The organism is Maridesulfovibrio sp. (genome assembly GCF_963676065.1).
GTDB lineage: Bacteria > Desulfobacterota > Desulfovibrionia > Desulfovibrionales > Desulfovibrionaceae > Maridesulfovibrio.
Genome location: NZ_OY780933.1, coordinates 3827313 through 3853662, shown reverse-complemented (window position 1 = coordinate 3853662; position 26350 = coordinate 3827313). Strand labels below are relative to the sequence as shown.

At 47.3% G+C, this 26350-nt stretch carries 22 protein-coding genes and 1 riboswitch; of the genes, 13 read left to right on the top strand and 9 right to left on the bottom strand.

Annotated features, from left to right (window positions below; translation table 11 throughout):
- Positions 1 to 131: 131 nt before the first annotated feature.
- Positions 132 to 701: a hypothetical protein gene (locus ACKU35_RS17295; protein WP_319761233.1), complete on the top strand. Its 570-nt coding sequence runs from the start codon at positions 132 to 134 to the stop codon at positions 699 to 701.
- A gap of 37 nt (positions 702 to 738) precedes the next feature.
- Here the strand turns inward: ACKU35_RS17295 and ACKU35_RS17290 are convergent, their stop codons facing one another.
- Complete coding sequence (locus ACKU35_RS17290; RefSeq protein WP_319761231.1) at positions 739 to 993, bottom strand: hypothetical protein; 255 nt, start codon at positions 991 to 993, stop codon at positions 739 to 741.
- Positions 994 to 1194: 201 nt separating this feature from the next.
- Entirely contained in the window at positions 1195 to 3243 is a 2049-nt protein-coding gene (locus ACKU35_RS17285) for a chemotaxis protein CheW (protein WP_319761229.1), read from the bottom strand.
- Positions 3244 to 3628: 385 nt separating this feature from the next.
- Between ACKU35_RS17285 and ACKU35_RS17280 the strand changes: the two genes are divergently transcribed.
- The 8 genes from ACKU35_RS17280 (at position 3629) to ACKU35_RS17245 (ending at position 15316) form a co-directional block, all read left to right on the top strand.
- On the top strand, positions 3629 to 6043 hold the full coding sequence (locus ACKU35_RS17280) for a diguanylate cyclase domain-containing protein (RefSeq protein WP_319761227.1): 2415 nt from the start codon (positions 3629 to 3631) through the stop codon (positions 6041 to 6043).
- Between the two features lie 67 nt (positions 6044 to 6110).
- Positions 6111 to 6713 carry a lytic transglycosylase domain-containing protein gene (locus tag ACKU35_RS17275; protein WP_319761225.1) on the top strand — a complete coding sequence of 201 codons (603 nt, stop codon included), beginning with the start codon at positions 6111 to 6113 and terminating at the stop codon, positions 6711 to 6713.
- A 6-nt stretch (positions 6714 to 6719) separates the two neighbouring features.
- Positions 6720 to 7199: a chemotaxis protein CheW gene (locus ACKU35_RS17270; RefSeq protein WP_319761223.1), complete on the top strand. Its 480-nt coding sequence runs from the start codon at positions 6720 to 6722 to the stop codon at positions 7197 to 7199.
- Positions 7192 to 8745 carry a CheR family methyltransferase gene (locus ACKU35_RS17265; RefSeq protein ID WP_319761221.1) on the top strand — a complete coding sequence of 518 codons (1554 nt, stop codon included), beginning with the start codon at positions 7192 to 7194 and terminating at the stop codon, positions 8743 to 8745. Before ACKU35_RS17270 ends, ACKU35_RS17265 begins: the two co-directional genes overlap by 8 nt.
- 24 nt (positions 8746 to 8769) lie before the next feature.
- Entirely contained in the window at positions 8770 to 9336 is a 567-nt protein-coding gene (locus tag ACKU35_RS17260) for a chemotaxis protein CheW (RefSeq protein ID WP_319761219.1), read from the top strand.
- A gap of 34 nt (positions 9337 to 9370) precedes the next feature.
- On the top strand, positions 9371 to 11659 hold the full coding sequence (locus ACKU35_RS17255; RefSeq protein ID WP_319761217.1) for a response regulator: 2289 nt from the start codon (positions 9371 to 9373) through the stop codon (positions 11657 to 11659).
- A 133-nt stretch (positions 11660 to 11792) separates the two neighbouring features.
- Positions 11793 to 12860, top strand: a complete 1068-nt coding sequence (gene cheB / locus ACKU35_RS17250) for a chemotaxis-specific protein-glutamate methyltransferase CheB (RefSeq protein WP_319761215.1) — start codon at positions 11793 to 11795, stop codon at positions 12858 to 12860.
- Entirely contained in the window at positions 12860 to 15316 is a 2457-nt protein-coding gene (locus tag ACKU35_RS17245) for a response regulator (RefSeq protein ID WP_319761213.1), read from the top strand. The genes cheB and ACKU35_RS17245 overlap by 1 nt, the downstream gene beginning before the upstream one ends.
- Positions 15317 to 15399: 83 nt before the next feature.
- On the opposite strand, the gene pgm is transcribed toward ACKU35_RS17245, so the two are convergent.
- The 6 genes from pgm to ACKU35_RS17215 form a co-directional block, all read right to left on the bottom strand.
- A complete protein-coding gene (pgm, locus tag ACKU35_RS17240; RefSeq protein ID WP_319761211.1) occupies positions 15400 to 17049 on the bottom strand; it encodes a phosphoglucomutase (alpha-D-glucose-1,6-bisphosphate-dependent) in 1650 nt (549 codons plus the stop codon).
- Positions 17050 to 17281: 232 nt separating this feature from the next.
- Positions 17282 to 17725 carry a hypothetical protein gene (locus ACKU35_RS17235; protein WP_319761210.1) on the bottom strand — a complete coding sequence of 148 codons (444 nt, stop codon included), beginning with the start codon at positions 17723 to 17725 and terminating at the stop codon, positions 17282 to 17284.
- A 314-nt stretch (positions 17726 to 18039) separates the two neighbouring features.
- The gene (locus tag ACKU35_RS17230) at positions 18040 to 18660 is read right to left on the bottom strand and encodes a tetratricopeptide repeat protein (RefSeq protein ID WP_319761208.1); all 621 of its coding nucleotides are present in this window, start codon (positions 18658 to 18660) and stop codon (positions 18040 to 18042) included.
- A gap of 68 nt (positions 18661 to 18728) precedes the next feature.
- Positions 18729 to 19076 (bottom strand): hypothetical protein, encoded by a 348-nt coding sequence (locus ACKU35_RS17225; protein ID WP_319761206.1) that lies wholly within the window; start codon positions 19074 to 19076, stop codon positions 18729 to 18731.
- Positions 19077 to 19094: 18 nt separating this feature from the next.
- Entirely contained in the window at positions 19095 to 19865 is a 771-nt protein-coding gene (locus tag ACKU35_RS17220) for a YkgJ family cysteine cluster protein (protein ID WP_319761204.1), read from the bottom strand.
- A 341-nt stretch (positions 19866 to 20206) separates the two neighbouring features.
- Positions 20207 to 20395, bottom strand: a complete 189-nt coding sequence (locus ACKU35_RS17215) for a ferredoxin (protein WP_319761202.1) — start codon at positions 20393 to 20395, stop codon at positions 20207 to 20209.
- Between the two features lie 347 nt (positions 20396 to 20742).
- Between ACKU35_RS17215 and ACKU35_RS17210 the strand changes: the two genes are divergently transcribed.
- Positions 20743 to 21942 carry an aminopeptidase gene (locus tag ACKU35_RS17210; protein WP_319761200.1) on the top strand — a complete coding sequence of 400 codons (1200 nt, stop codon included), beginning with the start codon at positions 20743 to 20745 and terminating at the stop codon, positions 21940 to 21942.
- Between the two features lie 53 nt (positions 21943 to 21995).
- Here the strand turns inward: ACKU35_RS17210 and ACKU35_RS17205 are convergent, their stop codons facing one another.
- Entirely contained in the window at positions 21996 to 23237 is a 1242-nt protein-coding gene (locus tag ACKU35_RS17205) for an amino acid permease (protein ID WP_319761198.1), read from the bottom strand.
- Between the two features lie 117 nt (positions 23238 to 23354).
- Between ACKU35_RS17205 and ACKU35_RS17200 the strand changes: the two genes are divergently transcribed.
- From ACKU35_RS17200 to glyA, 3 genes are all read left to right on the top strand, one after another.
- A complete protein-coding gene (locus tag ACKU35_RS17200; protein ID WP_319761196.1) occupies positions 23355 to 24230 on the top strand; it encodes a LysR family transcriptional regulator in 876 nt (291 codons plus the stop codon).
- A gap of 82 nt (positions 24231 to 24312) precedes the next feature.
- Positions 24313 to 24756: a hypothetical protein gene (locus ACKU35_RS17195; RefSeq protein WP_319761194.1), complete on the top strand. Its 444-nt coding sequence runs from the start codon at positions 24313 to 24315 to the stop codon at positions 24754 to 24756.
- Between the two features lie 66 nt (positions 24757 to 24822).
- Positions 24823 to 24911, top strand: a riboswitch (ZMP/ZTP riboswitch).
- Positions 24912 to 24964: 53 nt separating this feature from the next.
- Complete coding sequence (gene glyA, locus ACKU35_RS17190; RefSeq protein ID WP_319761192.1) at positions 24965 to 26221, top strand: serine hydroxymethyltransferase; 1257 nt, start codon at positions 24965 to 24967, stop codon at positions 26219 to 26221.
- The last annotated feature ends 129 nt before the right edge of the window (positions 26222 to 26350 follow it).

Genomic DNA, 26350 nt, shown 5'->3' with positions numbered 1-26350 from the left:
AATCCCTTTACGCCGATCGTTACTTGTTGTCCATATAATGAATATGGATTTGTTGTTGATGGAAATCTGACTAGAGATTATCATGTATTCTTATTAATCAAAAACGGAAGTTGCATTCATTTGGGGGATTCTTGTCCAGAAAAAAAATATTATACGTATTGATTGCAGTTGCAGCGTTGTCTGTTGTCTGGTTTATGGTCCCTGAACCGGAATTGCTGGTGTCCATATTTATTAGACTTCTTGCTTTTGGAACTGCTGTATATATTTCAGTCAGGTTTTGGGATTGGAGAATTCTTTTTCTTGCGGCAATGTTTCTATTAATGGCTGTGCGTCAGCTTCTTACTTTCCTGATCTGGTCAGGTGCATTGGAGCGCGGTCCTTTGGTAAATTCTCTAAGCGAATTGCCCGGGTTCATTGTGACTGTTCTTTCGCTTGTCTCCATTATTTATCTGGGGCGTCTTCTTTCCGGGAACGCAAAGTTGCTGAAACTGAAGGATGATAATATTCGTACGTTGAACAGGTTGCTGCCTATATGTTCCAAATGCAGAAAGATTAGGGATGATGACGGCTACTGGAATGAACTGGAATCATATATAGAAAGTAATACCGATGCCAAATTCAGTCACGGACTTTGCGAAAAGTGCGCGGATGAAATGTACGGAGATAAGGAGTGGTATCAGAAGAGTAAAAAGCACCGCTGATCTGTTTTCCATGAGCAGCGGGGTGGGCTTTTTTCGGCTAATCCATGTCCCTGTTGCGGACATAGTCACGCCATTTTATGAGCGGAGCACAGCATCCCAGACCTTCAAACAACTGACGTTTAGCGTCTTCTCCTTCTTCACTGTCTCCCATTAAGAGGCAGATGTAGCGGTTAAGTTTCTCATCCCAGAGCAAATCAGGACACCTTTTCATGTATCCGTATTTACGGTGCGAAACTTCGCATTGGTCGGAAATACAGCACCATCCGCATCCTACGCATGGTTTAGTCGACATCGCACATGCCGCCTCTGCGGGCAGCATGTGTCATATTTGGGGTATGCATAAGACAGATTGCTACTGCCCATTTGCGAGATATATCCATTCCGGCGTATCCTGATATAAGTGGGCAGTATTGCTAAGGCGATTTTATTTGGTGCCGGGTACGCTACGTTTTAAGATGGCGAAAAGCAAGCTGGCTTTGCTTACTTTTTGGACTTAGATCCTCACCCGCATGATGCATAATACGTCGTTTTTGTAGCTCCCGTCCTTTTTATATTCCCGGTACCCGGCAGAGTGCGCACAGCTTACGGCGTAGAGAAAACCTTCTTCTTCGAGCAGTTTTACCGTTGATTCTCCTTCCTTCAATTGCTTGAATTCAGCATCGAGCTTGATATTCTCTCCGGGGGTTCGGTCCGGGGCTGTGGATGAAATAATTTTTCCTTCCGGATCTACGAACATTCCTTCTGCTCCTTCAGCTATTTCTCCCTGCCCATCACGGGGCAGTACGTCATTAAGCATTGCATTAAATTCCGGCTCTGAGTCGAAAACAATGCCAATGCCGCCAAGCACTCGTTCTGAATCTTCATGGTCGGTTATGGACGCATTATATATGTATGTGGAGCGGTCATGCCCATCTTTTGCGTATAAATCGGTTTTGTAAAAATCTGATACGCAGTACAGCTGTGAATCGGTGATTCTCAAAGTTTCAGTAACGAAACCGGTGTGCAGTTCTCGGCCCTCTTTATCGTATTCCCCGCTATTGGAGCAGGCGAGAATTTTTCCAGAGCGGTCATATATGAACAGGTTCGTGTAAACAGTGTAAAGACTGTTGATATACCCTAGAATCTTGCGCATCTGCTCTCGGTCATCGTTGTCCACGGTTTCTTTGGCGAGGATTGTTTTGAAATCGGAGGTCAGTGCCCACCAGCGGCAGTCGTTGGCCCGTTCATAAAGATTGCGGTCCATGATGTCGATAGCAAGGCAGGCTAAAAATTGTGTCTCGTGCAGGCGGGAGGATGTTACCAGCTTGAGCAGTCCGTCGGTTGAATACTGGAAGACGTTTTGGACCTGATCGCCGATTTTTTTGATCTCATTGAGAATGTGCGGAAGAGCGCGCCCTTCCATCTGCTCCACCTGATTGGGCTCGATGCATTTCTTGGCGGCCATTATCTCGCCGTTCTGAACGACCAGCTCCAGATCGGAAAGAACGTTTTCGGAGGATTCTTCCACGTGAGTCAATCTGGATGAAAAATGAGCTTTTTCACGGATGGAGTCGGCGTCAAGCGAATTGCCGGTACTCTCGCTGAATGCGCTGTCCAGTTTTTTCAAGACATGCCCGTACCAAGGCAGTCCGAAAAAACCCTGATAGCCTTTGGTTGCTACTGTTTTTGAAATGTAGGCAGTTCCATCGATATTAATAATCTGAAAATCTTCATCCAATTTAATGGAATACCTTTTGCCTTTCGGTACAATCCCGGTATCGCTGGAGGAGATCGCGTATCCTTTTTCATTTAACACTATCAGGACAGTGTCTTTGGAGAATACCATAAGGTTTTCAAAAATTCCTTCCATTTCACCTGCAAAGTCGAAGATAAGGCAAAGGATGCCCAGCGTTTGTCCGGTTTCAGGATCTTTGATTGCCTGCGAATAAATCAGCACTTCCCCTGCGTCGGGAGCCAGATCGCTTTCCCGGTATGTTTCGATATAATCTTCGGCTTCGAGGGTCTCCGCGATCAAAGGGTCGTTGGAATGGATGATCTTGTTATCCTGATCGAGATGGGCACAGACATTTCCTCCTGTGTCTAATACAACGATTTCATTATATACTGTGTATTTGGCCTTGTACTCCTGCAGTCTGTCTACAATTCCGGAAACATCATACGCAGAGTGTTCTCTTTCTTTAAGAAAGCAGACCAGATCTTCGTCAGTAGCCAGAAAGCCTACATCGGCGGTTCTCTCGAAAAGATTACGTTTCAATATATCGATAACCACCTGAGCTACAGCTGAAATTTCCTGTACAACTTTGTGGGTGTTCTCTTGGATGAGAATTTTAATGAGTGTCTGTTTTAGATCCGAAAAATTATCCTGCGTTTTAATGATGAAATCTATCAGGGTCTGCGCTATGCGGCTGCAGTTGATTTTGCCGGTCATGGTTGCCATGGTCCACTGACGGTCTAGTCTGGTTAAACGTTTCAAACAATTTGATGTGTCCGGCATGGACTTCAAAAGAATATTTTCATGGCTTTCGATTAATTCGGAATTCATTAAAACTCTCTCAGTAGCTATTTCTTTGGTAAAATGGACGTTTTTGTCGGAACTAAGTGTCTGTTTTGACAAAAAAAGTAAATGTAGGCTGCATAAGTGTGTGTTTTGTCTTTTTGAGCAATATTTAGGCCATTATTATGATTGAGCGCTTCTTTTTTTGAACGATGTTTTTTAGAAAAAATAATTTGAAGTCAGCGATTTATGACTAATGAATAATTACTGTTTATGGATATAATTGTTTAGGTCTGTTTCCGTTTATGCGGTAGTGTGGCGGGTGTTTTGCCCTTTGGTGCAACGTTCCACGGAAGGAATTTAGTGTATTTGTCCAGCCTTACCTCCAACTCCCCGCTTGTCTTGAATCTCCATGCGGGTTATGTCCCTGCCTATGAACAAGGATAACCTCTTCACCTCCGGTATCAGTCTTTCTCCGCAGGATTTGATCCTATACGAGCACACCCTTAAGGATCTTATTAAAGAATTCCTGCCCTTTGAATCTTACAGCCTTTATTTTCCCAAGCCCGCTAAAGGGCAGTTCAGGGTTAAGCTTGAGGCTAGGTACAATGCCGAGGAAGCACAGCTTATGCTTCCACTTCGCCTTCACGGTCGCGATCTCTGCTATTTTATTGCCAGAGGTGTCGAGCTGGAAGAATCGGAAAATCTGATTCCTTATCTTGAGGCTCTGGCAGCCTGCTCAATTGAAAAAATTTTATTATATAAAGGTTCTATCACGGACCGGCTGACCGGTATGGCTACCCGGGATTATTTCATGTCCAAGCTTAATAAGGAGCTGGATCTGATTCAGAATTGCATGATGCCCACCACCGGGGGGTGCAAGGATCCGGGAATACCTACTTTCAGCGGTTCTGTGGGCGTTGTGGTGCTTGATATGGATTATTTCCAGCGCATAAATGACCGTTACGGTTACGCTCTTGGTGATTCCATCATTGCTGATATTGCCGCCCGCATTAATGAACTGGTCAGTGAATCCGTAATTTGTGCCCGTGTTTTTGATGACAAGTTCGCCTTTCTTATCCCGGACGGAAGGCCAAAAGCCTGTGCCAAGCTGGCTGAAGAGCTGCGTTCGCTGGTAGAACGTTTTCCCGTAGAAGATCCTGTTACCGGTGATGTGATTAAAATCAGTGTTAGTGCAGGCTATGCAAACTATCCGCAATCCCTTTCCGGACCGCATTTTAAACGTTCAGCAGATGAGCAGGCCCGCATTCTTATGCGTAAAGCAGCCAAGGCTGTAGCGACTGCAAAGGATTCCGGGCGCAATTGTGTATTTGCCTATTCCGAGATTCTTCAAAAGGGCGGTAAGGTTTTGGAAGTGCTGCCCCTGCAACGCCTGGCTCTGTCCATCGGTCAGAGTGTAGATGCCCGAGAGGGAGCCCGTTTTCTGGTATGGTCCCCTGATTTCCAGTCCGGAACTCAGGCTCACCTTACTGAGGATGAACGTATCTCCGGTAAATACCCGACAATGTATAAGGCTGAAGTTGTCATTATTGAGGTTCAGGAGGAAATCGCTTTTGCGGAAATATTGCATTTAAGCGATCCCGCATGGCCTGTTACCGAAGGTGACCGGTTGACCCTGCTTAATGAGAAAGACAGTTTTTTTGATGCTCAGGCAGGGCCGGAATCCAATGTTTCCCCTCAGCGGGACATGGTTACCGGGCTCTACAGCTATAAAGAATTCATCGGTCGATACAGCCGTGCCCGCCAGAATATGGATAAATTTTCGGTGGCTGTACTGCGGCTGGCAGCCAATCCTGCTGAGCAGGGAGGCAATTTTCAAAAATTGACTGATGCTCAGGTTCAGAAAGTGGCTTCCAGAGCGGAGATGTTTTTTGCCAAGTCCTGCATGGGAGGGAGATACAGCCTGAACAGCCTGATCTACTTTTTCCCGGACGGGGAATCCGACGCGGTCATGGAAAATGTCCTGCGACTGGTGCGTGAGTGCACGGATGATTTTGATATCGAGCTGGCAGCGGGTGTGGCTTCATTTCCTTTTCTTAATTATCGGCGCAGTGAAATTCTTGAGAACTGCCGTAAGGGTCTTGATCATTCACTCATGCTTGAAAAGCCCATGGTGGCCCAGTTTGATTCTGTTTCATTGAACATTTCCGCTGACCGTTTTTATGTGGATGGTGATATTTACGGGGCAATAGAGGAATTTCGTCTAGCTCTGCTGGCTGATCCTGATAATATTCTTGCCCGCAATTCTCTCGGTATATGTTATGCTCAGGTAGGCAAACCGGAACAGGCCCGTAAGCAGTTTGAGGAAGTTCTGGATATTACGCCCAAAAATATTATGGCGTTGTATAATCTGGGCTGGACCTGTCAGATGCTGGGAAGCATGGATAAGGCCCGCGAGGCGTATGAAAAATGTCTTGAACTGGAACCGGAGAATGTTTTTTCCCTTGTGCGGCTCGGTGTTCTTGCCGAACAGGACAAGGGCCTCGATGAGGCTGAACAATTTTATCTCAAGGCTGCGGACCTTAAGGGTGGCACTGCCCTGACCATGCGCCATCTGGCCCGGATTTCCTATGTTCGTGGAAACATGGATAAGGCCCGCGAATACCTGCATCAGGCTTTGAATGCCAACCATAATGACGCTGCTGCCATGAATATGCTCGCTGTTATTTATCTGGAAAGTGGTGAAGATCCGCAGGTGGCTGAAGTTCTGGCCCGTCAGAGCGCCGCACTGAAACCCGCAAAAGATCAGTTTTGGGAAACCCTGGCAAAGGCTCTTGAAGTGCAGGAAAAATTTGAAGAAGCCGAACAGGTTAGATCAAGGTTTTAGGATGGTTCCGGCAAATCCGCAGGGACGGAGTAATCATTTTCGTAGCCGTCGGGGAAACTGACCGTTAATGTCCAGATTTATCGTAGCACTCTATCTGATCCTCTGCGGGGCCATTTTTTTTCGTGCTATCATCCCATATGAAGCGGAACGCGAGATTGCCCCTGAACAACGTCATGAGGTGCAGCAGCGTATAAAGGTGGCAGAGCGGGAGCGGGTTCCGGTCCCTCCTCTCTTCGGGCAGGTGGCTGATGAATTCTCCCTGCAGCCGGAAATTTTAAACGCCATTGCGGATCATGAAAGTGGAAACAATCCATGGGCCTTGAATATTGAGGGCAGAAGCGTGTATCCTGATTCCCGGGAAGCCGCCCTCGCCATTATCGAAAAGAATCAGGGCAGGAGTTATGATGTGGGGTTGATGCAGGTTAACTCCTACTGGATCAGAAAATTCGGACTTACTCCTGCTGAAGCTCTTGAGCCTGAAGGAAATCTGAGGTTGGGAGCATGGATACTTCGTTATTGTCTTGACAGATACGGTTATAACTGGCGGGCAATCGGGGCTTATCATACCGGATCTCCTAGTAATCTCCCCGGGCGGGCACGGGCTTATGCCGTAAAGGTTATGAAAAAATATAATACGCTTATTGAAATGTCCGGTCGTTCCGGAAAGTGATTTTTTATGAAAAGTAATGATTACGTCGTATTCGAGGTTGATACTGTTAAATTTGCCTTGCCTTCTGTCGCGGTGGACCGGGTTGAGCGTGCGGTGATGCTTACTCCTGTTCCCGAAGCTCCCGCCCCGGTTCTGGGAGTGGTAAATGACGCGGGGATCGTGGTTCCTGTTCTGGGTCTGCGTGGCAGACTGGGAAACGTCGAGCGCGATGTAGTCCCTAGTGACAGACTTGTGTTCAGTTCCGCAAACGGGCGGCGTATTGCTTTATTGGTGGACCATATCAGCGATGTGATCGAAGTCGATGCAGAGACAGCACAGAGTGCCGATGAGGTCTGGAAAGGTGTTTCTTTTTTGAAATCCTTTGCCGGTGTGGGAGCGGATGTTATTCTGGTTCAGGATCTGGGAGCGCTGCTGGATTCTGATCAGGAAAGGGATCTAACTACGGCTCTAGCCTCCATGGCGGAGGAGTCCGCAACTGATGATTGATTCTTTGACGGAAGAAAAGATTGCCCTGCTTGCAGATATGATCCGCGATAAATTCGGTCTGGATTATTCCTCGGAAAGGTGGAAGGATCTGCGTTCTGCGGTGCACCGTTATTATCATGATGAGGATACCCGGTTTAAGACTTCCCGCGAATACCTTGAATATATTATTTCCCCCGCGCTTAAAGATAGTGACCTTGAACAGTTTATCAACCGCCTGACCATTGGTGAAACTTTTTTCTTTCGTGACAGCAAGGCGTTAAAGGTCCTGGAGTATGAAATTCTGCGTAAATTAAGTGGGATGGGGAGCGGAATAAACGGTGCTGTCAGAATTTGGTCCGCGGCCTGTGCCACCGGTGAGGAACCATATACACTGGCTATGATCTGCCGCCGTTCCGGTGTGAGATCGGAAATTTTCGGAACCGACATCGACAGCCGGGCTTTGATAAAAGCTCGTGAAGGGTACTATCGCAAATGGGCGTTCCGCTCGGAAGATACAGGATTCAGGGATGTCTTTTTTAAGCAGATGGGACCCAATTCCTACCTGATTGATCCGTCCATTAGAGATATGGTCAATCTTTCAAGACTGAATCTTATTGATGCGGCGGTCCCTGCTTTGCTGTGCGAGATGGATGTTATTCTCTGCCGGAATGTGCTCATGTATTTTTCATCCAAGGGAGTGAAATCCGTACTTGATAAGCTTTGGGAATGCCTGAAGCCGGGAGGGTGGCTTCTTGTTACGCCCAGTGAATCCGCACTGCTGACCAATCATGGACGGTTCGAACCGGTCAGTATGAATGATTGTCTGTTTTTCAGAAAAAATGAGCGATATGAACCCCGTTGCGCTCTTTTTCAAGTGGATAGGCATGTGGCTGACGAACCTGATTTTCAACCGTCAGTTAGCGGGATTGATTTTAATGACGAATCCTTGGAAGAGGATATTTCATTTTTACCCGAACTCACCACGGCGACGGAAAAAAAAATTGATGCCGGGGCCGTGGAGAAAGAAATCGAAACGATTCCAGCGGAGACCTGTATTGATGGGGCTGAGTTCCTGCGGCGCGCGTTCGGTCTGCGTTTGCAGGGCAACCTTTCCGGCGCAGTGGATACATATAAGTTGATCCTTGATCAGGATCATGACCGTAATACCCGTACGTCGGCATTTCTGGGGATTGCCGGGATAAAGGCTGATTCCGGTTTTGCGGATGAAGCATACATGTGGTGTGAAAGGGCTATTGAGCTGGACCGGATGAATCCCGGTGCCTATTTTCTGCTCGGGCAGGTCCATTTGCAGTTGGGTGATCGGGATCGGGCTCTTTCCGCAATGCGTAACGCAGCTTTTCTGGATAGCGGTTTCATAATGGCTCATGTAATGCTCGGAAATATTTATCATGATAATGGTGATAGAAACGCCGCCATGCGGTACTTCCGAATTGCCATTCAGGAATTGGAGAAAGTGGATCAGGGTGAACCGGTTCCTTTTTCTGACGGAACAACCTCCGGACGGCTGCTCGAAATGGTGCGCTTGATTCTGGATGATCTGCGGTAGTTAAATTTGTTCAAAGGCGGAAGCATGGAACGCAATACACTGGTATACTTCAAAAGGGAAAGCGATAGGGAACTGCTCCGTAAAAGGGCGGAGAAACTGGCCTTGCAGGTTAACGGGGAAACGGCTGCATCTGAAAATGATACCGGAGCTCCTGAATATGTCTTTTTTCGTATGGGGGCGGATATCTACGGGCTTCAAGCTTCTGCTGTGAAAGAGGTTATGATTCCTGAAGAAATTGTTTCCGTTCCCTGTACACCTGATTTTCATCTTGGGGTGGTCAGTGTGCGCGGGTGTCTCTGGGCTGTTATTGATCTTTGTGTTTTTCTCGGAATGTCCAGTTGTTTGACCTCAGATCATCCGGGACTGGTTCTGCTCGCTGACGGGAATTCGGAATTTTGTATTGCAGTTGACGAAATATTGGGGGTAAGCCAGATCCCGGACCATTCTATCAAGGCTCTGCCCAAGGGAGAAAACCGGATTTCTGAGTATTGCCTCGGTATCACAGTTGACCTTAAAACAGTGCTGGACGGTCCGGCTTTGTTGCGGGACGAATCGTTGGTCGTAAATGAATATGTAGGCACTGGACGTTAGGTCCATTTTTTTAGGATAATACTGGGAGTTGGGTATGCCCATGATCGGTGGTGACCTCAAGCGAAGATTGCTGGCTGCGTTCAGGAGTGAAAGTTCCGACCGGATGCGGGTCCTTTTCGCTGATTTTACGAGATTGGAAAAGGGATGTGAAAAGGACGAGCTCGCCAAGGTTATCGAGTCTTCCTACAGGGAATTGCATAGCCTTAAGGGAGCGGCGAGGGCCGTTGGGCTCAGTGTGGTGGAGGAATTCTGCCAGACTTTTGAATCATTTTTTTCCGTGCTCAAGAAAAACGGACTGGTCCCTTCTCCTGCCACCTGTTCTCTTATGCTGGGCTGGATTGATCTGCTTGAGGACCTCCTGCGCGAGGAAAATGATTCCGCGGAAGCCGTTGCTTCAGCGCAGGTTCAGCTGGCTCTTGCCAGAATGAAGGAATTGACTGACTCCCCAAAGTGCATTGAATCAGTTGAGTCAACTGCTGACGATAACGGATCTCTTCTAGACCGAAGTACAGAGAAGGGAATTGAAAATCTTCCTGAACAGCCACAGCAGGCTTCCGAAACGAAGAGATATGACAATGGCTCTGTTCATAGCAGCATGGGGGATTCTGTTCGAGTCAGTTCATCCTTTCTGACCGGTCTTCTTTTGCAGACAGAGGAGTTGATTTCATCGCGTAATTCCCAGCGGACAAGGGTCCGGGAGGGTTCAGAGCTGAATAATCTCTTCAACTCCTTTGCCCGCCTTTTTCACGATACTTACGAAAACCGCGCGGATTTATTTTCAGAAGAAGATTTAAAATTGAACGGCTTGATGGGTCAGAAGATTGATGAAATTTCCAGAAGGCTTAGTGCTCTTTCCGCATCGTCCCGAAAGGCTGAATGGGAACTTACCGCCAAAGTAAATACACTGCTTGATAATTTTAAGGATTCCATGTTGTTGCCTTTTTCCTCCTTACTTGATGTGTTTCCGCACATGGTGCGGAGCCTGAGTATGGAGCAGGGGAAAGAGTGCCGATTGGAAGTCACCGGAGAAGATGTGCGGATTGACCGCAGGATTCTGGAAATGCTCCATGATCCGCTTATGCATATGATCCGTAACTCCATCGATCATGGAATTGAAAACAGGGAAGAGCGGCTTGCCATGGGCAAGGCTCCCGTGGGCAGTATTCTGTTTTCAATTACGCAGACTGACCGGGAAGTGGTTAAAATCGTTTACGGTGACGATGGGCGGGGAATTGATCTTGATCGGCTGAAAGCTGCGGCTGTGAGCCGTGGAATTATCTCCGCAGATGAAGCGGAGAAACTTGACCGCCGTTCTGTTTTGGATCTGATTTTTATTTCCGGGATGTCCACCAGTGAGATTATTACCGATATTTCCGGCCGTGGTCTGGGAATGGCGATCGCACGTGATAAGGTTGAATCCCTCGGGGGCAGCATCGTCATAGCCAGTCCGAAAGGTAAGGGGATCAGGGTGATCCTCAATATCCCTGTTGCCCTGACTTCATTCAGAGGAATTGTAGTGGAGTGCGGTGGAAGGCAATACGTGGTTCCCAAGTCCGGAATACGCAAGGTTATGCTTGTCCGACAGGATGATATCAGCGTTGCGGGGGATAAGGAAACGGTATTTGTTTTCGGCAGACCGGTGCCGCTGGTCGGGCTTGCGGATATCCTTGAGCAGAAACGTTGCGAGACCAGAAGTAATGCCATCGCGGTTTTAATTATCGGAAAAGGCCGCAGGACTGTAGCCATCAGTGTTGATGGTTTGTCCGGTGAGCAGGATGTTATGGTCAAGGGAATGGGTGCGTTATTAAAAAGAGTTCGTAATGTGTCCGGTTTTTCCATGCTGGGGTCCGGTGAACTGGTCCCTATTCTCCACGCGCCGGATATGGCTCGTACTGCTCTGGGAATTCACTCTCTAAGCCGGGTTCGCGCGGTTGTTCATCGGCAGAGCGTTCCTGATGTCAAGACAGTGCTCGTGGCCGAAGATTCCATCACTTCGCGTATGCTGCTCAAAAATGTTTTGGAAGCCGCCGGTTACAATGTGCTTACAGCTGTAGACGGTCTTGATGCTTTGCAGAAAATAGAGGAGTCCATGCCGGATGCGCTTATCTCCGATGTTGAAATGCCCCAAATGGATGGTTTTACACTGACTTCAAGGGTCAGGAAACTGGATGGAAGTTCAAGCCTCCCGATTATTCTGGTTACCTCACTCGGGTCTCCTGAAGACAGGGAAAGGGGCGTTGAGTCCGGGGCCGACGCATATATTATCAAGTCCAGTTTTGATCAGGGAAATTTGCTGGAAGTGGTAAAACGTCTGGCTGGATGATATGAAATATTTTTGTACAGTGCTGCTGTTCTTTTGTGTTTAATAGTCTCCGAATTGCAGGTGGGGCGGTTAGGGTGTAGGGAATAGGCTAATGTGTGAGCATGAAAGAATTTTTGATTGGAGAAAGAGTTAAGTGATCAAGGTCCTGATTGTTGATGATTCTGCATCTGTACGAACACTGTTTGCGGAGATGTTTAAGCGCGAGGATGACTTCGAGGTTGTCGGCTGTGCCGAAGACGGATACTCCGCCTTGCGTATGGTCCGGGATTTGAAACCGGATGTGGTCTCCATGGATGTTAATCTTCCCGATTGCGACGGTTTCAGCATTACCCGGATGATCATGGAAGAGAATCCGGTGCCTATAGTTGTTGTCAGTGCCGTTTACAGTGCTACCGACGCAGAGATAGGCTTTCGGCTGATAGATACCGGAGCCCTTACTTTTCATAAAAAGCCGGCCTTGAATAGTGGATATTTTGAAGAGCAGATGCAGGAGATAATTACTTCCGTGCGTCTGATGTCTGAAGTACGGGTCGTCCGCCGCAAACGCAGGTTCAGGAATGCAGCCGACCAAAACAGGCCGCAACCTTTAGAGGGAAATTTTTTGCCGGCTCCTTCCTCCGGGAAAGATAAAGTTGTCTGCATAGGTGCTTCCACCGGGGGCCCGCAGGCCATCAAGCAGATACTGATGTCTATTCCTCACGAATTTACCGCTCCAATACTCGTTGTTCAGCATATGTCTGAAGGGTTTACTGAAGGGATGGTCAACTGGCTGAAAAGATATACCGGTCACGATGTCAGAAGGGCTGCTCATGGAGATTTACTTGAATCAGGTACAATCTATTTTGCACCTGAAGGTTCACACATGGAAGTTTCAGCGGAAAGGAAAATCGTGTTAACTGATTCCGCAAGTGTAAATGAAAGCAGACCCTCGGTATCAGTACTGTTTAATTCTGCAGCCCAGAATTTAGGCCGTTCCGCAGTTGGGGTCCTTCTGACCGGAATGGGTCGGGATGGGGCTGACGGTCTGCTTGCTATAAGACGCAAGGGCGGATACACAATTGCTCAGGATGAAGAGACTTCAATAGTTTTCGGAATGCCCGGTGAAGCTGTAAAAATCGGGGCTGCAATATCTATTTTACCAATTGAGAAGATCGGGGATTATCTGAATAGGATTTTTCTGGGGTTGCCGGAGGAAACGTAGTGGAAACCAAGCATATTCTGGTCGTTGAAGACAGCCTGACTCAGGCCGTTAAACTGGAATACATACTTTTTGAAAGAGGATTTCAGGTCTCCCTGGTAGCCAACGGCGAGAACGCCCTTGAATTTTTGGAAGGCAAGGATGTTGATCTGGTCATAAGTGATGTGGTCATGCCCGGTATGGATGGGTATAAGCTTTGTGAAAAGCTCAGGGATAACAAACGCTTTAAAAATGTTCCGGTTATTCTGCTGACCAGTCTTTCCGATCCCGGCGATATTATCAGGGGGCTTAAGAGCGGAGCTACTAACTTTGTTACCAAACCTTACGATGAAGATTTTCTGATCGCCCGTATTGAATCTGTTCTAAAGAATAAAAATTTTGATTCGGAAGATTCATTTCAGGAAGTTGATTTTGAATTTCAAGGCGTTAAGCATGTGCTGAAGGCCGATTTCAGTCAGGTCTTTCATCTGTTACTTGCTACCTATGAAAATACTCTTCTGCAGTCCCGGCAGCTTGATATCGCCAACCGTAAGCTTCTTGCACGTGATGAACAGTTGAGTTCTGTGCTGGCTTCCATGTCGGCCAAGATAGCCGTTCTAGATCCGGAAATGAAAATCATCGCCGCGAATGACTCGTGGCGGGAAATTTTTATGCCCGGAACTACCGAGGCCGGATTGGATGGCGTTGATTTTAAAGAGGCTATTTATTCTTCCGGCTGTCTGCGTGGATCATTGAACGAATTGATCGACGGGGTTCGGTCTGTGGTGGACGGTAAAAATGATAAATTTTCTTATGAGTATTCTTTCGTAAATGAGAACAAACCCTGCTGGTACATGCTGGAAGTTACTCCCATGCAGGGTGAATCCGGCGGGGCTGTCGCTTCTTTTATTGAGATAACTGAGCGAAAGGAAATGGAGCGGGAAATCATCAAGGCCCGTGACGCGGCGCAAAAGGCCAACCGTTTTAAATCCCGGTTTCTGGCTTCCATGAGCCATGAAATACGTACCCCCCTTAATGCCATTATCGGCTTGACCGACCTGACCCTGCGTTCCGATCTTTCCAAGAAACAGGCGGATAACCTTGATCTTGTAAAACTCTCTGCTGACCAGCTTTTGCATCTTATCAATGATATTCTGGATCTGTCCAAAGTTGAAGCCCGTATGCTCATACTGGAAGAAAATGATTTCCGGCTGGGAGAAGCCCTGCAGGAAGTCATCAAGAGTATGGAGCAGCAGGCAAGGAACAAGGGCTTGGCTATTAATATTGATATCGGTGATGATGTGCCCGAAGTTGTCATCGGAGATGCGGTTCGGTTAAAGCAGATCCTGTACAATCTTGTAGGCAATTCACTTAAATTCACCGAACATGGCGGGGTTTTTGTTCAGGTAAGCACGCTTGAAGACCGTGCTGCCAGCGAAGAGGTTGTTATTCAGGTTGCGGTCCGTGATACCGGTATAGGTATTCCCGCTGATAAGCAGGCTATTGTTTTTGAAAGTTTTCGGCAGGCGGATGATTCCACAACCCGTAAGTTCGGCGGAACCGGGCTGGGGCTGGCTATCTCCCGTGAATTGGTTGAAATGATGGGTGGAAAAATCGGAGTTAAGAGTTCTGAAGGTTTTGGCAGTGTTTTTTCTTTTTCAGTGCTCCTTAAAAAAGGGGATCAGGATAAGGTTCCTGCCGGACCGGCCGTTACATCACCTATAGATTCCACCTCTGAGGATAAGTTTTCCATACTTCTGGTCGAAGATAATCCCATTAATGTGCGTGTGGCTACAAGCATGCTGGAAAAGATGGGTCATAGCGTTGATGTTGCATCCAACGGCCTGGAAGCGGTAAGTATGCTTTCCGGTATTGAAGTCGATCTTGTGTTGATGGATATTGAAATGCCGGAAATGGACGGTTTCACTGCGTCAAAGGCTATCCGCAACGGCAAATCAGGCGACGCGGCACGCAAGGTCCCGATTATAGCTATGTCCGCTCATGCCATGACCGGTGTTAAAGACAAATGCACCAGAGCGGGAATGAATACTTATATCGCCAAACCGGTGCAGTATGCTGCCCTGCAGGAAATTATCCTTCGCACTATGAATGATAGCAGCGCGGTGGCTCTTCCTGTTGCTGAGCCTGTTCCTTTTGCAGAAAAAATAGTGGATTTTGAAAAAGCTGACCGCATGTATCAGGGGGATACTTCCTTATACGATGAACTGTGCGCCATGTTCTTAAAGGATATACATACTGATATAGGTAATTTTAAAGCCGCTCTGGCCGATGATTCAAGTGTCGCGAAACGAATTATCCATACTGTGAAAAGCAATTGTGCAGCCATTTGCGCTTCTCGCGCCTGTGCTGCTGCGATGCAGTTGGAAAAGGCCCTCATAAATGAAGATGTGGCCGGAGTGGAAAAGAATCTTGCTTCTTTTGAAGAAGAAGCGGAGATGGTCTGCGAAGAATTGAAATAGTAATGATCGAAATAATTTCTTAAAAAAAAGAGCAGTCCGTTATACACGACTGCTCTTTTTTTGTGTGTGTTATGAATCTGATGCTATTTCAGGGCGACATCAAATGCGGCATTTACAATTTTGCCTGCTTCTTCTTGAATTGCTACCAGATGGGCCAGTCCCTTGAAAGACTCGGCGTAAATTTTGTAAATAGATTCTGTCCCGGAAGGACGCGCTGCAAACCAGCCGTTTTCAGTCACAATCTTGAGGCCGCCGATAGCTTCCCCGTTACCGGGAGCTTCGGTTAGTCGTTCCTCGATTGTTTCCCCGGCAAGTGTTTTGGCCTTGACCATATCCGGAGTCAGTATACTGAACGCTTTCTTCTGTTCTTCGGTGGCCGGAGTATCGATGCGTTTGTAGACCGGATGACCGAACTGTTTTTCAAGGGCAGTGTAGTGTTCGCCCGGATCCTTTTCTGTGATGGCAGTAATTTCCGCTGCGAGCAGGTTCATGATGATCCCGTCTTTGTCAGTGGTCCATACTGTTCCGTCCTTACGCAGGAATGATGCACCTGCGCTTTCCTCTCCACCGAAACCGCAGGTACCGTTAAGCAGCGGCTCAACAAACCATTTAAATCCTACAGGTACTTCCATGAGTGGACGGTTTATGGATTTCGCCACCCGGTCAATCATGGAGCTGGAAACGAGGGTTTTACCTACAGTGAGATTTTCGCTCCACTGCGGTCTGTGCTTGTATAAATATTCGATGGCAACAGCCAGATAATGGTTGGGATTCATAAGTCCCCGGCTCTGGGTGACTATGCCGTGCCTGTCAGTGTCCGGGTCGTTGGCAAAGGAAATATCGTATTTATCCTTTAACTCGATCAGTCCGGCCATTGCGTAGGGAGAAGAGCAGTCCATACGGATTTTGCCGTCTTTATCCACGTGCATGAAGGAGTAGGCCGGGTCGAGCTTTTTATTCACCACGCTCATATTCAGACCGTATTTCTCGGCTATGGGCTCCCAGAAATCAATTGCCGCACCGCCGAGAGGATCAACACCTATGCTCAAACCGGCAGACGCGATGGCCTGCATGTCAACGATGTTTTCAAGATCATTCACGTAAGGAGTGGTGAAATCGAATTCTTTGGTGGTGTCAGCGGAAAGCGCTCTGTTAAACGGGATACGTTTAACGTCCTTAAGACCGTTTTTCAATATCACGTTGGCCCTGTTCTGGATGGTCCTGGTTATTGCGGTTCCTGCAGGGCCGGCACTTGGCGGGTTATATTTAAATCCGCCGTCGCGCGGGGGGTTATGGGATGGTGTGATGACCACGCCGTCAGCGAATCCGTCTTTTCTTCCCTTATTGTACGCGAGGATGGCGTGCGAGATTGCCGGAGTGGGTGTGTAACCCTTGTCGTTCAGAAGAACCAGAACGTCGTTTGCGGCAAAAACTTCCAGTGCTGAAATTTGTGCAGGTTCCGAAAGGGCGTGGGGATCTTTACCCATGTAAAGCGGTCCGGTGTACCCTTGGGATTTTCTGTATTCGCAGATGGCTTGTGCTATTGCGAAGATGTGGGCCTCGTTAAATGAGCCGTCCAGCGCGGAGCCCCTATGGCCGGATGTTCCGAATGCAACAAGATGGGAATCTACGGAAGGATCTGGTTTTATGGTGTAATATGCTGATACGAGTCTGGGGATGTTTTCAAGGATTTCGGCCGGGGCCGGTTGTCCTGCTAGTTTGCTGAGTGCCATTTAATCCTCCGAATTAGTGTGTGCTGCTGAAGAATATCAAAGAAATATAAAAAAACAATAGTTAACAGTTTTTTTTAGCTGATTGTAACCTGCTTGAAAGCATGTTTTTGTCTGTTACAAATAACAGGTTGCCGTTCCCTTTGTCCATGATTCTCGGCAGGTTTAGCTCATGTTGTTCCGCTGAAGAATTAGATACAGTAGAAGTCGGGAATGCGGCAGGGAACCCTTATGTTTACTGGAAAATGAAATCCCGGTTCAGATAAGTTCCGTAAAAAAGGCAGATTCCGGTTAGCAGGGCAATAAGTGAAAAGAAAATTTCTTTAGTATCGCTTTTGTGAGGTCTGCGCAGGAGGTTGAAAAGCTGTAAGGGCAGTATCAGGCCCCGGAGATTGAATATGCTTCCGATTACAATCAGAATGGGGCCGAGCATTGGCATACGTGAAAATTCACCGGCTCCTGAAAATGCATACAAGCCGAAGACCGCAAGGACTGTCGCGATGAACGCGGTAAGCAGTGTAGGAATGATTGAATGTTTCTGCGCAAGGGAACTCAGATCCTCCCCTGCACCGAAATAACGGTAAGCCTTGGGGCCGACGATGATGATCACTACATGCAGAATGGCTATCAGAAAGCAGACGATGCCACTGAAGGTGAGTAGGTCAGCTGCGTTTTGCATATGAATCCGGTTGTGCCGTTATATGGAGTGACTCTTGGGCAGGCATATTCTAGCGTGCCTTTTCTGTGTAACTATTTTGAAGGGACTTTAGCATAATTCATTTTCAATTACGAGAGAAAGAGTCGGTGTGATTTTATAGCAGAAGGAGAAGAAGACCAGTCGCGCTGACTGGGTAAAATTCATATTGTTTCCCAGTGAACAGCGCATTATAGACCGAATTGCCTATGCTGCTTTGAATTTTCATTGAAAATTAAAAAGCACTGAGATCAACGCATGATCTCAGTGCTTTTGTCTTTCGTATTCAGATAAAAATCTTAACGGTGCGGTTCAAGTTCCTTGAGGAAGTCGGCGGATACTTCAAAGCCGGTTTCAATGGCTTTGTCTACGCACTCTATTGCTTTCTTGAAGTCTTCTTTTTCTGTGTAGCAGAGGGCAAGGTTGTTCCATGCCGGACCGAAGTTATCCGCGAGCTTAAGCGCTTTTTCGCAGACTTCGATACAATCATCTACTTCGCCTTCGTTAAAGTAGGCTGCTCCGAGAGTGGAGAGGGCCTGAACAAAGTTGGGGTCGTACTTAACAGCACGTTTCAGGGCTTTTACTGCTTTATCAGTCTCGCCCTGTTCCATGTATACGTAACCTATGTTGCCCCAGGGTACGGCGAAGAAAGGACGCTGCTGTGTGGCAGTAATGTTGTAACGCAGACAGCCTTCAAGGTCACCGCGCTGCATGGCGATTCCGCCGAGCTGTACGTATGCTTCAGCCATTTTGGGAGATTCATCAATGGCAACGAGGAATTCGCGCTCAGCTTCCATGAATTCTCTTTTGGAAAGGTGAGCTACACCCAGATTGTAGCGAGTATTACTACAGGTGGGGCTTTCTGCTTTTTTCTTTTTCAGATCCGCAATGTAATCGTCAATATTATCAAATTTCTGCATAGGAAAACCTCTTATATTTGCATAAAAGTTCTGTCGTTACTTGGTCGATGGCTGCTCTGTGAAGGAGGCTATACGTTTCTTCCTTCTTTTTTCAGCAATTCATCATACCAGACGCAAAAGTCGTAAATGGGCCGAACTTTTTCAAAGTTCATGACCAGCATAACCCCGAATTCAGCAGCAGCCTGCGCGTATTCGGAGTTTCTGCTCACGTGGATCTCACGAATGAATTCCTCACAGAGCTGCTGCGATGTCCTTCCTGTGATGTCCTGGCGCAGATCGATAGGATCGAAAGGTTGCGCAAAGGGCTCCCATTCATCATAACCTATCTTGTCAACAAACTTACGCCTGCGCGGCGAAAGTTTTTCATACATGTATCGTTTTTGTTCTTCAAGTTCTTCCGGGGTCATTGTGCCCATCAGAGTCTCCTGTGGATTTTATTCATTGGGGCCGGCGCCCAGTTCAACTGAATAATTGCAGGTCGCGCATGCTGATTTGTCTTTGTCGCATGTTCCGCAAGCCTCGGAAGATTCAGATTCCGGTTCAGGTGTTTCCACCTTATCCCCGGTATTGGCACCGAGATATTCAGGAGTGTATTCGGTAACGAGTGCCATGGAGAGGGGAACCAGAACTTCCGGCAGCTCTTTCAAGGCAGAGTTTATGGAGGCGGCCAGTTCTTCACTCAACTGCATCAGCTTGGACTGCAAGGTGTCCATGTTGATGGTAGGATATGATTTACCGGGGGTGAATCCTGACTTCTGGCAGGAGTGCGCCTGACCGCCGATGTTCATCGGAACACCGTAAATGCGGCAGGTTAAGGGGCGGTAATCATAAAGAGCACAGAGGCTGTCTTCCTTAAGAAATGGGCATTTAACCCGGGCAAGGGATACTTCCTTGAGGATTTCTGCAGTGGAGGCTCCGGACTGACTCGCTTTGAAAGCCCTTCTTTTGATCTTGTGGATCAGTCTGTCGGCTTTGTCGGCGTCCTGCATGATGTCGGCGCGTTCCATGCCGCTGTAAGTCTCATTGAATTTGCGGTTGATGTAGATCGCTTCCACAAGGGTCAGGTCGAAGAGCGCGTGACAACAATCGCTACAACCTTTCTCGCATTTGATGCCGTCATCTGTCTGATCGGATATTTTTTTGAAAGTCTTGTCCACTTCTGCGACAAGAGCTTCATATTTTTGAAAAATTTCTTTGAACTCCAAAGCAAAACCTCCGTAAAAAAATATGTTCAGAGTTTGGCGGAAAGTTCCGCATAAACTCGTATAAGCTAATTATCATTGTCCAGCAGTCAATTGTTTATGTGAAAATAATTTATGAATTTTCATGAACCGGTCCCGCATGACGGATCAAACAATGGACACAGAGTATGCCGGGGGATGGCGCAAAAAAAAAGGGGGGAAGAATGGAAAGGAGAAAAAGAAATTCGGCTCCGGCAGGCTGGTCCGCTGAACATTTAAAATTTAGTTTATGATAAATTAAAGAGCAGGCGGGAATCTGGGCTGACCCTGATCCCCGCCTTAAAACTTCATTAATGAAGAATTTTCTACTGCTCTTCGACGGTGATAGCATCCTGTTCGCAAACTTCGATGCAAGATTCACAACCGAGGCATTCGTCTTCGTTAACAGCTACTGCTTTGCCGTCCTGAAGTTCGTAAACTTCGGTAGGACATACATCAACGCATTCGCCGTCGCCGTTACATTTGTCAGTATCAATAGTGATAACGTAGCTCATAGAGTTACCCTCCAAAAAGATTGATTTTTTTAGCCTCTGGTAGCCTGCGTACAAAAGCCAACAGGCCACGCAGTCTTTAACAATTAGGATAAGGCCGGAATGATCCGCCTTTGAACCCGACTCAGGGCTATTGAAAAGTGGATAGCCACAAGCCTTCCACATGTCAAGAAGACAAGGACTAAAAAGTACAAGAAACACATTAATTTTAAAGATAATGAATTTTAAGCAGGGATTGTGATTTTAACCTCAGAACTATATACCCTCAGGTCATTGAGGGTGACTTTCACTCAACATTGAATTAATACTTTTTTTCAATTAAAAATAAATGGGCTAAGTTAGGAGTTTTTATGCTGACAAAAGAACAGCTTGATAAATACGTTGATGCCTTGTGGTGGGGGCTGACCACCGCGCGCACTAAACCTTATGAGAAAGGGGACCTGATCATGGTCCGCTATGAGGCGCAGGCCCTTCCGCTGGCGGAAGTTGTGTTTAAGCGCTTGATTGACGAGGGGCTTAACCCTGTTCCCCGGATGACCCTTACACCGGCAATGGAAAAAAGTTTTTACGGAGACGGGAATGATGATCAATTAAGCTACACTGCTCCGGGTGAAGAGGAATTTGCCAAGGGACTCAACGGACTGATTGTGCTGCTGGCCCCTTCTTCGCTTACCCATCTGGCCGGGGTCGATCCCTCCCGAATGGGCAAATGTGCTGTTGCCCGTAAATTCTTGCGCGATATTATGGAAAAAAGGGAACAGACTGGCGAGCTTGGCTGGACTCTTTGTTCTTATCCGACAAAGGCGCTTGCCGAATCAGCCGGACTCAGCATTGAAGATTTTACCGCTCAGGTTGTCAAAGCTTGTTATCTTGACGAAGAAGATCCTGCCGCCTGCTGGAAGGGTGTTTTTGATAAGGCCGGTGAAGTAAAGAATTGGTTGAACGGTTTGGGAATCGAGTCCTATCGCGTTGTTTCCGATGATATGGATCTTACCGTGAAGCATGGCGATCTGCGCCAGTGGATAGGTGTTTCCGGTCATAATATTCCCAGTTTCGAGCTTTTTATTTCTCCGGACTGGCGCGGAACTTCCGGCGTTTATTACGCCGACCAGCCTTCTTACCGTTCCGGTAACTATGTGGAAGGTGTGCGTATCGTCTTCGAGGATGGTGTAGCCAAGGAAATAACTGCCAAAGAAGGTGAGGAGTTTGTCAAAAAGCAGTTGGAAATGGATGAAGGGGCTTCCAAGCTTGGAGAGTTTTCCCTTACCGATCGCCGCTTCTCACGAATTGACAAATTTATGGCCAATACCCTTTATGACGAAAACTACGGCGGAGAATTCGGTAATTGCCATGTTGCCGTAGGTGCTTCCTACCCTGATACATACGCCGGTGATCAGGCCGAGCTGGATGCTCGTATGAAAGAAGAGCTGGGGTATAATACCTCCGCCTTGCACTGGGATCTGGTTAATACACAGGATAAGACTGTTTATGCTACCCTCAAGGATGGCAGCGAAGTGGTAATCTATAAGTCAGGTGAATTCCAGATTTAATTTTGGGTAAAAAAAATTAAGTATTGACCCGGCTGGTTTCCCAGTCGGGTTTTTTATTTTTTGACGAATGCAAACGGCTGGAATCGTCTAAGGTTTAAAGTGACGATACTTACCACGACAAGGGTCATCAGCGGCCAGATGGAGGAAAATAACAGCAGGGTACTAAAGCCGATGCACAAAATGATGCATGAAATACGTACCACAGGGGATTTTAAAATTTTCAATGCTGCTCCAACGGCTATTAATGAATTGGCTAGGAAGAATACATTGGCAAAGGAGACCAGTCCTTCAAGGGATACTACTTCGGTATGGAGCAGGAGCAGATTTAGAATATGGATGCAGCACAGAAGCAGAATTGCCGATGACGGGGCATTATTCGCGTTAGTCTTCGCCAGAATTAATGGCAGCTTACCTTTGAGGGCGAGTGATGCGATCAGCCGTGAAACTCCGCCCATAATCATAAGGTAGGTACAAATACACAGTGAGCAGGTAATCAGCATGACTGTGAAGCTCGCATAACCGTGCAGTAGAGGCTCTACTATCTGGGCAACGTTTAACGAGCCATGATTGCTTTTTGCAATCGAATGCATAGCCCACCCGGCCATCAGGTATACTATGCTGACGGTACTGACTCCGAGAATAGTTGCCAATGGAATTGTTCGTTTGGGGTTGCATACTTCCATAGAGTAGTTGCCGATGATTTCCCAGCCGATGATAGCCCAGAAAAGCAGCAGCAGGGTGGAGCCGAGTGCTGTAATATCCGGTTGACCTATTGGTAGCGGACTTACAGGCGTTAAACTGATGGTAGTGATGCTTCCGCTTATCATGATTAAACCGATGGTTATGCTGGCAATGAGTGAGATAGTGCTGACAAAGGTAACCCGGCGTAACAAAATGAAAGCGCATATGAGTATTATGACTGCGGCAGAGCTTGAAATCTGTGCTGTGGACAAGTTGAATGCATGGGCGATGGAATCTGCTGCGGTCATTATTACAGCTACAGGCCCGACAAAGACGGCGCAAATTATATAGTTGGAAGCCAATTGTCCCGCTTTCTCGCCGAATACTTCGCGGATGGCGATTGGAACTCCTTCCGAGCCGGGATAGGCAACAGCCAGCCGTGCGAAAAGTGAAGCAAATACGGCTCCCAGAGCCATAATTATCAGCCACGCGACAACTGACCATTCTCCAAGCCTTGCCTCCGCCATGGGCGGCAGCATAATCACTCCTGAACCAAGGACTGCCCCAGCCAGTAGGCCGCCTAGTAGAATTGGGCCCATTTTTCTGTTTTTCATTTTATGCCTTCCTGAAATTAATGGATAAAGCTTAGCAAGGTATTTGTTATTTTAAAAACTGAATGTTCAGATTGAAATGTTCATTAAAATTGATAAGGATGGAGTTAGGAGGGCAGCATGGAAATCCGGCATTTATTATCATTCAAGGAAATTGTGGAGCAGGGCAGTTTTATCAAGGCCGCGCAATTGCTCAATTATGCTCAGTCTTCAATTACTTCCCACGTGCGGGTGATTGAGGATTTTTACGGACAGCCTGTTTTTGAACGCCTTGGTAAGCGGGTGGTTCTTAACTCATTCGGGGAGCGGCTTTACAGAAGGGTATTGCCCTTGCTGACTGGGTATGATGATATTTGTGGATTGAAAAATGAAGTGGGGGAACCCGCTGGCCAGTTACATCTCGGTGCGCCGGAATCAACTATGATTTACCGTCTTTCCCCGGTGCTGCAAAAATATAAATCCATGTATCCCAAGGTAGAACTGATCATGCACAACCTGATTTGTCCGGTTATGCGTGGGCAGATGCGGGATGGCTCTCTTGATCTTGCGGTGCTGTTGGATCAGGTGGTTGAGGAAGACGAGCTAGTCTGCAAGTCCCTTTTTGACGAGCCTATGTGCGTGGTCCTGCCGCGCGAGTATCCTGCTGAGGAGTTAATCTATTCCCCTTCCCATGCGGTTCTCTACACGGAAACCGGATGTAGCTACCGCCAGATTTTCCAGCAGTTGCTGGAGGAAAAAGGCATCAAGACCGATAACATCATTGAAACCGCCAGCGTGGAAGTGATCAAGCAATACCTGCTCTGTAATATCGGAGTATCTTTCCTGCCGGATATTGTTATTCGAAAAGAACTGGCGGATGGCAGGCTCAAGGCTGTTCCATGGGAATCACTTGATCCTATCCGGGTCCAGATTGTCCACCACAAGGATAAATGGATTTCTCCGGCCATGGCAGAATTCATGCGTTTGCTTGAGGAGGAGGCTGCGGGATGGGAATAGTCGTTTATCTGAACTTGTTATCTCGGTTCAATTGGAATAAGTTGTCGCTAAAGTAATGATTTAAGTAAAAAGGATTCCAAACATGGCAAAAGAATATAAGCCCCGCATGCATTCCGCAGAACACATTCTGAATCAGGTAATGGTACGTAAATTTGATTGTGACCGCTGTTTCAGCGCCCATATCAACAAGAAAAAATCTAAATGTGATTATAAGTTTGAGCGCGGTTTGACCGATGCTGAAGCTGCTGAAATCGAGCAGGGAGTTAATGAGGCGATTGCATCCAATTTAGATGTGACTGAACAGATGATCAGTCTTGAAGAGGCGGATGAGCGCTTCAACCTTACCCGCCTTCCTGAAGGAGTGACTGAGGTGCGGGTTGTAAATATCGGTGATTTTGATGCCTGCCCCTGTATTGGTGAACATGTTAAAAATACCAATGAAATTGGTGGTTTTAGTGTTGTTTCGCATAGCTTTGATGATGGTGTTTTACGTATTCGCTACAAGCTTGGTGAACCGGAAATTTAAATCCGAGTCAAAAAAAATGTTTACAGAGTAAAAGTCTGTTGCTAGATATAAACCAGTTTTTGAACAAACATTCCGTGCAACTGGCGATGTAATGTGGAATTAACCACAGGGAAACACGGAATTTTTATTACCTGCCGCTCGCCTGGGCCTCGTCTTTTTCAAGACGTGCTTCCTTGCCTCTTCATGAGGCGATCTACAAGGAGTGCCCATGCAGGAATATCGAAATCTTCTCCAATCAAACGATCCCGAAATTTTCAATGCACTTTCAGGCGAGGAATCTCGCCAGAGAGCTGGTATTGAACTTATCCCTTCCGAAAATTACACCTACCCCGAAGTGCTCTGCACCCTCGGCAGTGTTTTTACGAATAAATACTCCGAAGGTTACCCCGGCAGACGTTACTACGGCGGTCAGGAATATACTGACACCATAGAAGATCTTGCCCGTGAAAGGGCAAAACAGGTCTTCCGCTGCGAACATGCCAATGTACAGCCTCTCTCCGGTTCACCTATGAATCAGGCTGTATATCTCGGTCTTCTTGAACCCGGCGATACTATTCTTGCCATGGATCTCTCCCATGGCGGTCACCTTACTCATGGTGCTCCGGTCTCCTTCATGGGTAAGCTTTTCAATTTCGTACGCTACAAAACCAACCCTGCTGACGGCGCTATCGATTTTGACGAGCTGCGTAAAACCGCCCTTGAACACAAGCCGAAAATGATCCTTTGCGGATATACCTCCTACCCCCGCGATCTGGATTATGCCGCATTCAAGAAAATAGCTGATGAAGTCGGGGCCATCACCATGACCGATGCTTCGCACTATGGTGGACTCATTGCTGCCGATGTCATACGCAACCCCTTTGATTTCGGCTTTGATGTAGTCACCTCCACCTCCCACAAATCCCTGCGCGGTCCTCGCGGCGGAATGATCCTTTGCAAAAAGGAATTCGCGCCCAAGATCGATAAGGCCGTCTTCCCCGGTCTGCAGGGCGGACCGCACATGAATACCATTGCCGGTATAGCGGTTACTCTTAAGAAAGCGCTTGAGCCGGAATTCAAAGATTACGGCAAGCAGGTGCTTTTAAACGCTAAAACACTCGCGGATGAATTGCTTAAATCCGGTGCCTCCCTTGTCACCGGAGGAACGGACAATCACATGATGGTCCTCGATACCGAGAAGAGCTACGGCATCAACGGTAAAGTTGCCGAAGAACTGCTCGATGGAGTTTCCATCACCACCAATAAGCAGATTATCCCTGATGATCCCAATCCGCCCCTGAAACCAAGTGGTATCAGGATCGGTACTCCCGCAGCCACCTCCCGTGGTATGAAGGAGTCCGATATGGTTAAACTGGCGGGCTGGATCACCACCATTCTCAAAAGTCCTGAAGATAATAATCTGGCCGTTACCACCCGGTCGGAGATTGAATCTTTCTGCTCAAGGTTTCCGGTTCCGGGAATCTAGTTGTAAATTCCTTCCTTCCCATGTGTCCGGGATTCCGCACATCCCCTGGGATCCCGGACAAAAATTTCGAACCGGTGCTGGCTGAAAATTTCAATGTAAATTGTCTTGTGGGTAACAACTTTTTTAGCC

Bases quoted from the DNA above. Each gene is read 5' to 3' on its own strand.
- ACKU35_RS17225 (WP_319761206.1), bottom strand. From the start codon at position 19,076: ATGGGCACAATGACCCCGGAAGAACTTGAAGAACAAAAACGATACATG.
- ACKU35_RS17195 (WP_319761194.1), top strand. From the start codon at position 24,313: ATGGCAAAAGAATATAAGCCCCGCATGCATTCCGCAGAACACATTCTG.
- ACKU35_RS17230 (WP_319761208.1), bottom strand. From the start codon at position 18,660: ATGCAGAAATTTGATAATATTGACGATTACATTGCGGATCTGAAAAAG.
- ACKU35_RS17210 (WP_319761200.1), top strand. From the start codon at position 20,743: ATGCTGACAAAAGAACAGCTTGATAAATACGTTGATGCCTTGTGGTGG.
- pgm (WP_319761211.1), bottom strand. From the start codon at position 17,049: ATGGCACTCAGCAAACTAGCAGGACAACCGGCCCCGGCCGAAATCCTT.
- ACKU35_RS17285 (WP_319761229.1), bottom strand. From the start codon at position 3,243: ATGAATTCCGAATTAATCGAAAGCCATGAAAATATTCTTTTGAAGTCC.
- ACKU35_RS17280 (WP_319761227.1), top strand. From the start codon at position 3,629: ATGAACAAGGATAACCTCTTCACCTCCGGTATCAGTCTTTCTCCGCAG.
- glyA (WP_319761192.1), top strand. From the start codon at position 24,965: ATGCAGGAATATCGAAATCTTCTCCAATCAAACGATCCCGAAATTTTC.
- ACKU35_RS17205 (WP_319761198.1), bottom strand. From the start codon at position 23,237: ATGAAAAACAGAAAAATGGGCCCAATTCTACTAGGCGGCCTACTGGCT.
- ACKU35_RS17215 (WP_319761202.1), bottom strand. From the start codon at position 20,395: ATGAGCTACGTTATCACTATTGATACTGACAAATGTAACGGCGACGGC.
- ACKU35_RS17265 (WP_319761221.1), top strand. From the start codon at position 7,192: ATGATTGATTCTTTGACGGAAGAAAAGATTGCCCTGCTTGCAGATATG.
- ACKU35_RS17260 (WP_319761219.1), top strand. From the start codon at position 8,770: ATGGAACGCAATACACTGGTATACTTCAAAAGGGAAAGCGATAGGGAA.
- ACKU35_RS17200 (WP_319761196.1), top strand. From the start codon at position 23,355: ATGGAAATCCGGCATTTATTATCATTCAAGGAAATTGTGGAGCAGGGC.
- ACKU35_RS17270 (WP_319761223.1), top strand. From the start codon at position 6,720: ATGAAAAGTAATGATTACGTCGTATTCGAGGTTGATACTGTTAAATTT.
- ACKU35_RS17255 (WP_319761217.1), top strand. From the start codon at position 9,371: ATGCCCATGATCGGTGGTGACCTCAAGCGAAGATTGCTGGCTGCGTTC.
- ACKU35_RS17275 (WP_319761225.1), top strand. From the start codon at position 6,111: ATGTCCAGATTTATCGTAGCACTCTATCTGATCCTCTGCGGGGCCATT.
- ACKU35_RS17235 (WP_319761210.1), bottom strand. From the start codon at position 17,725: ATGCAAAACGCAGCTGACCTACTCACCTTCAGTGGCATCGTCTGCTTT.
- ACKU35_RS17290 (WP_319761231.1), bottom strand. From the start codon at position 993: ATGTCGACTAAACCATGCGTAGGATGCGGATGGTGCTGTATTTCCGAC.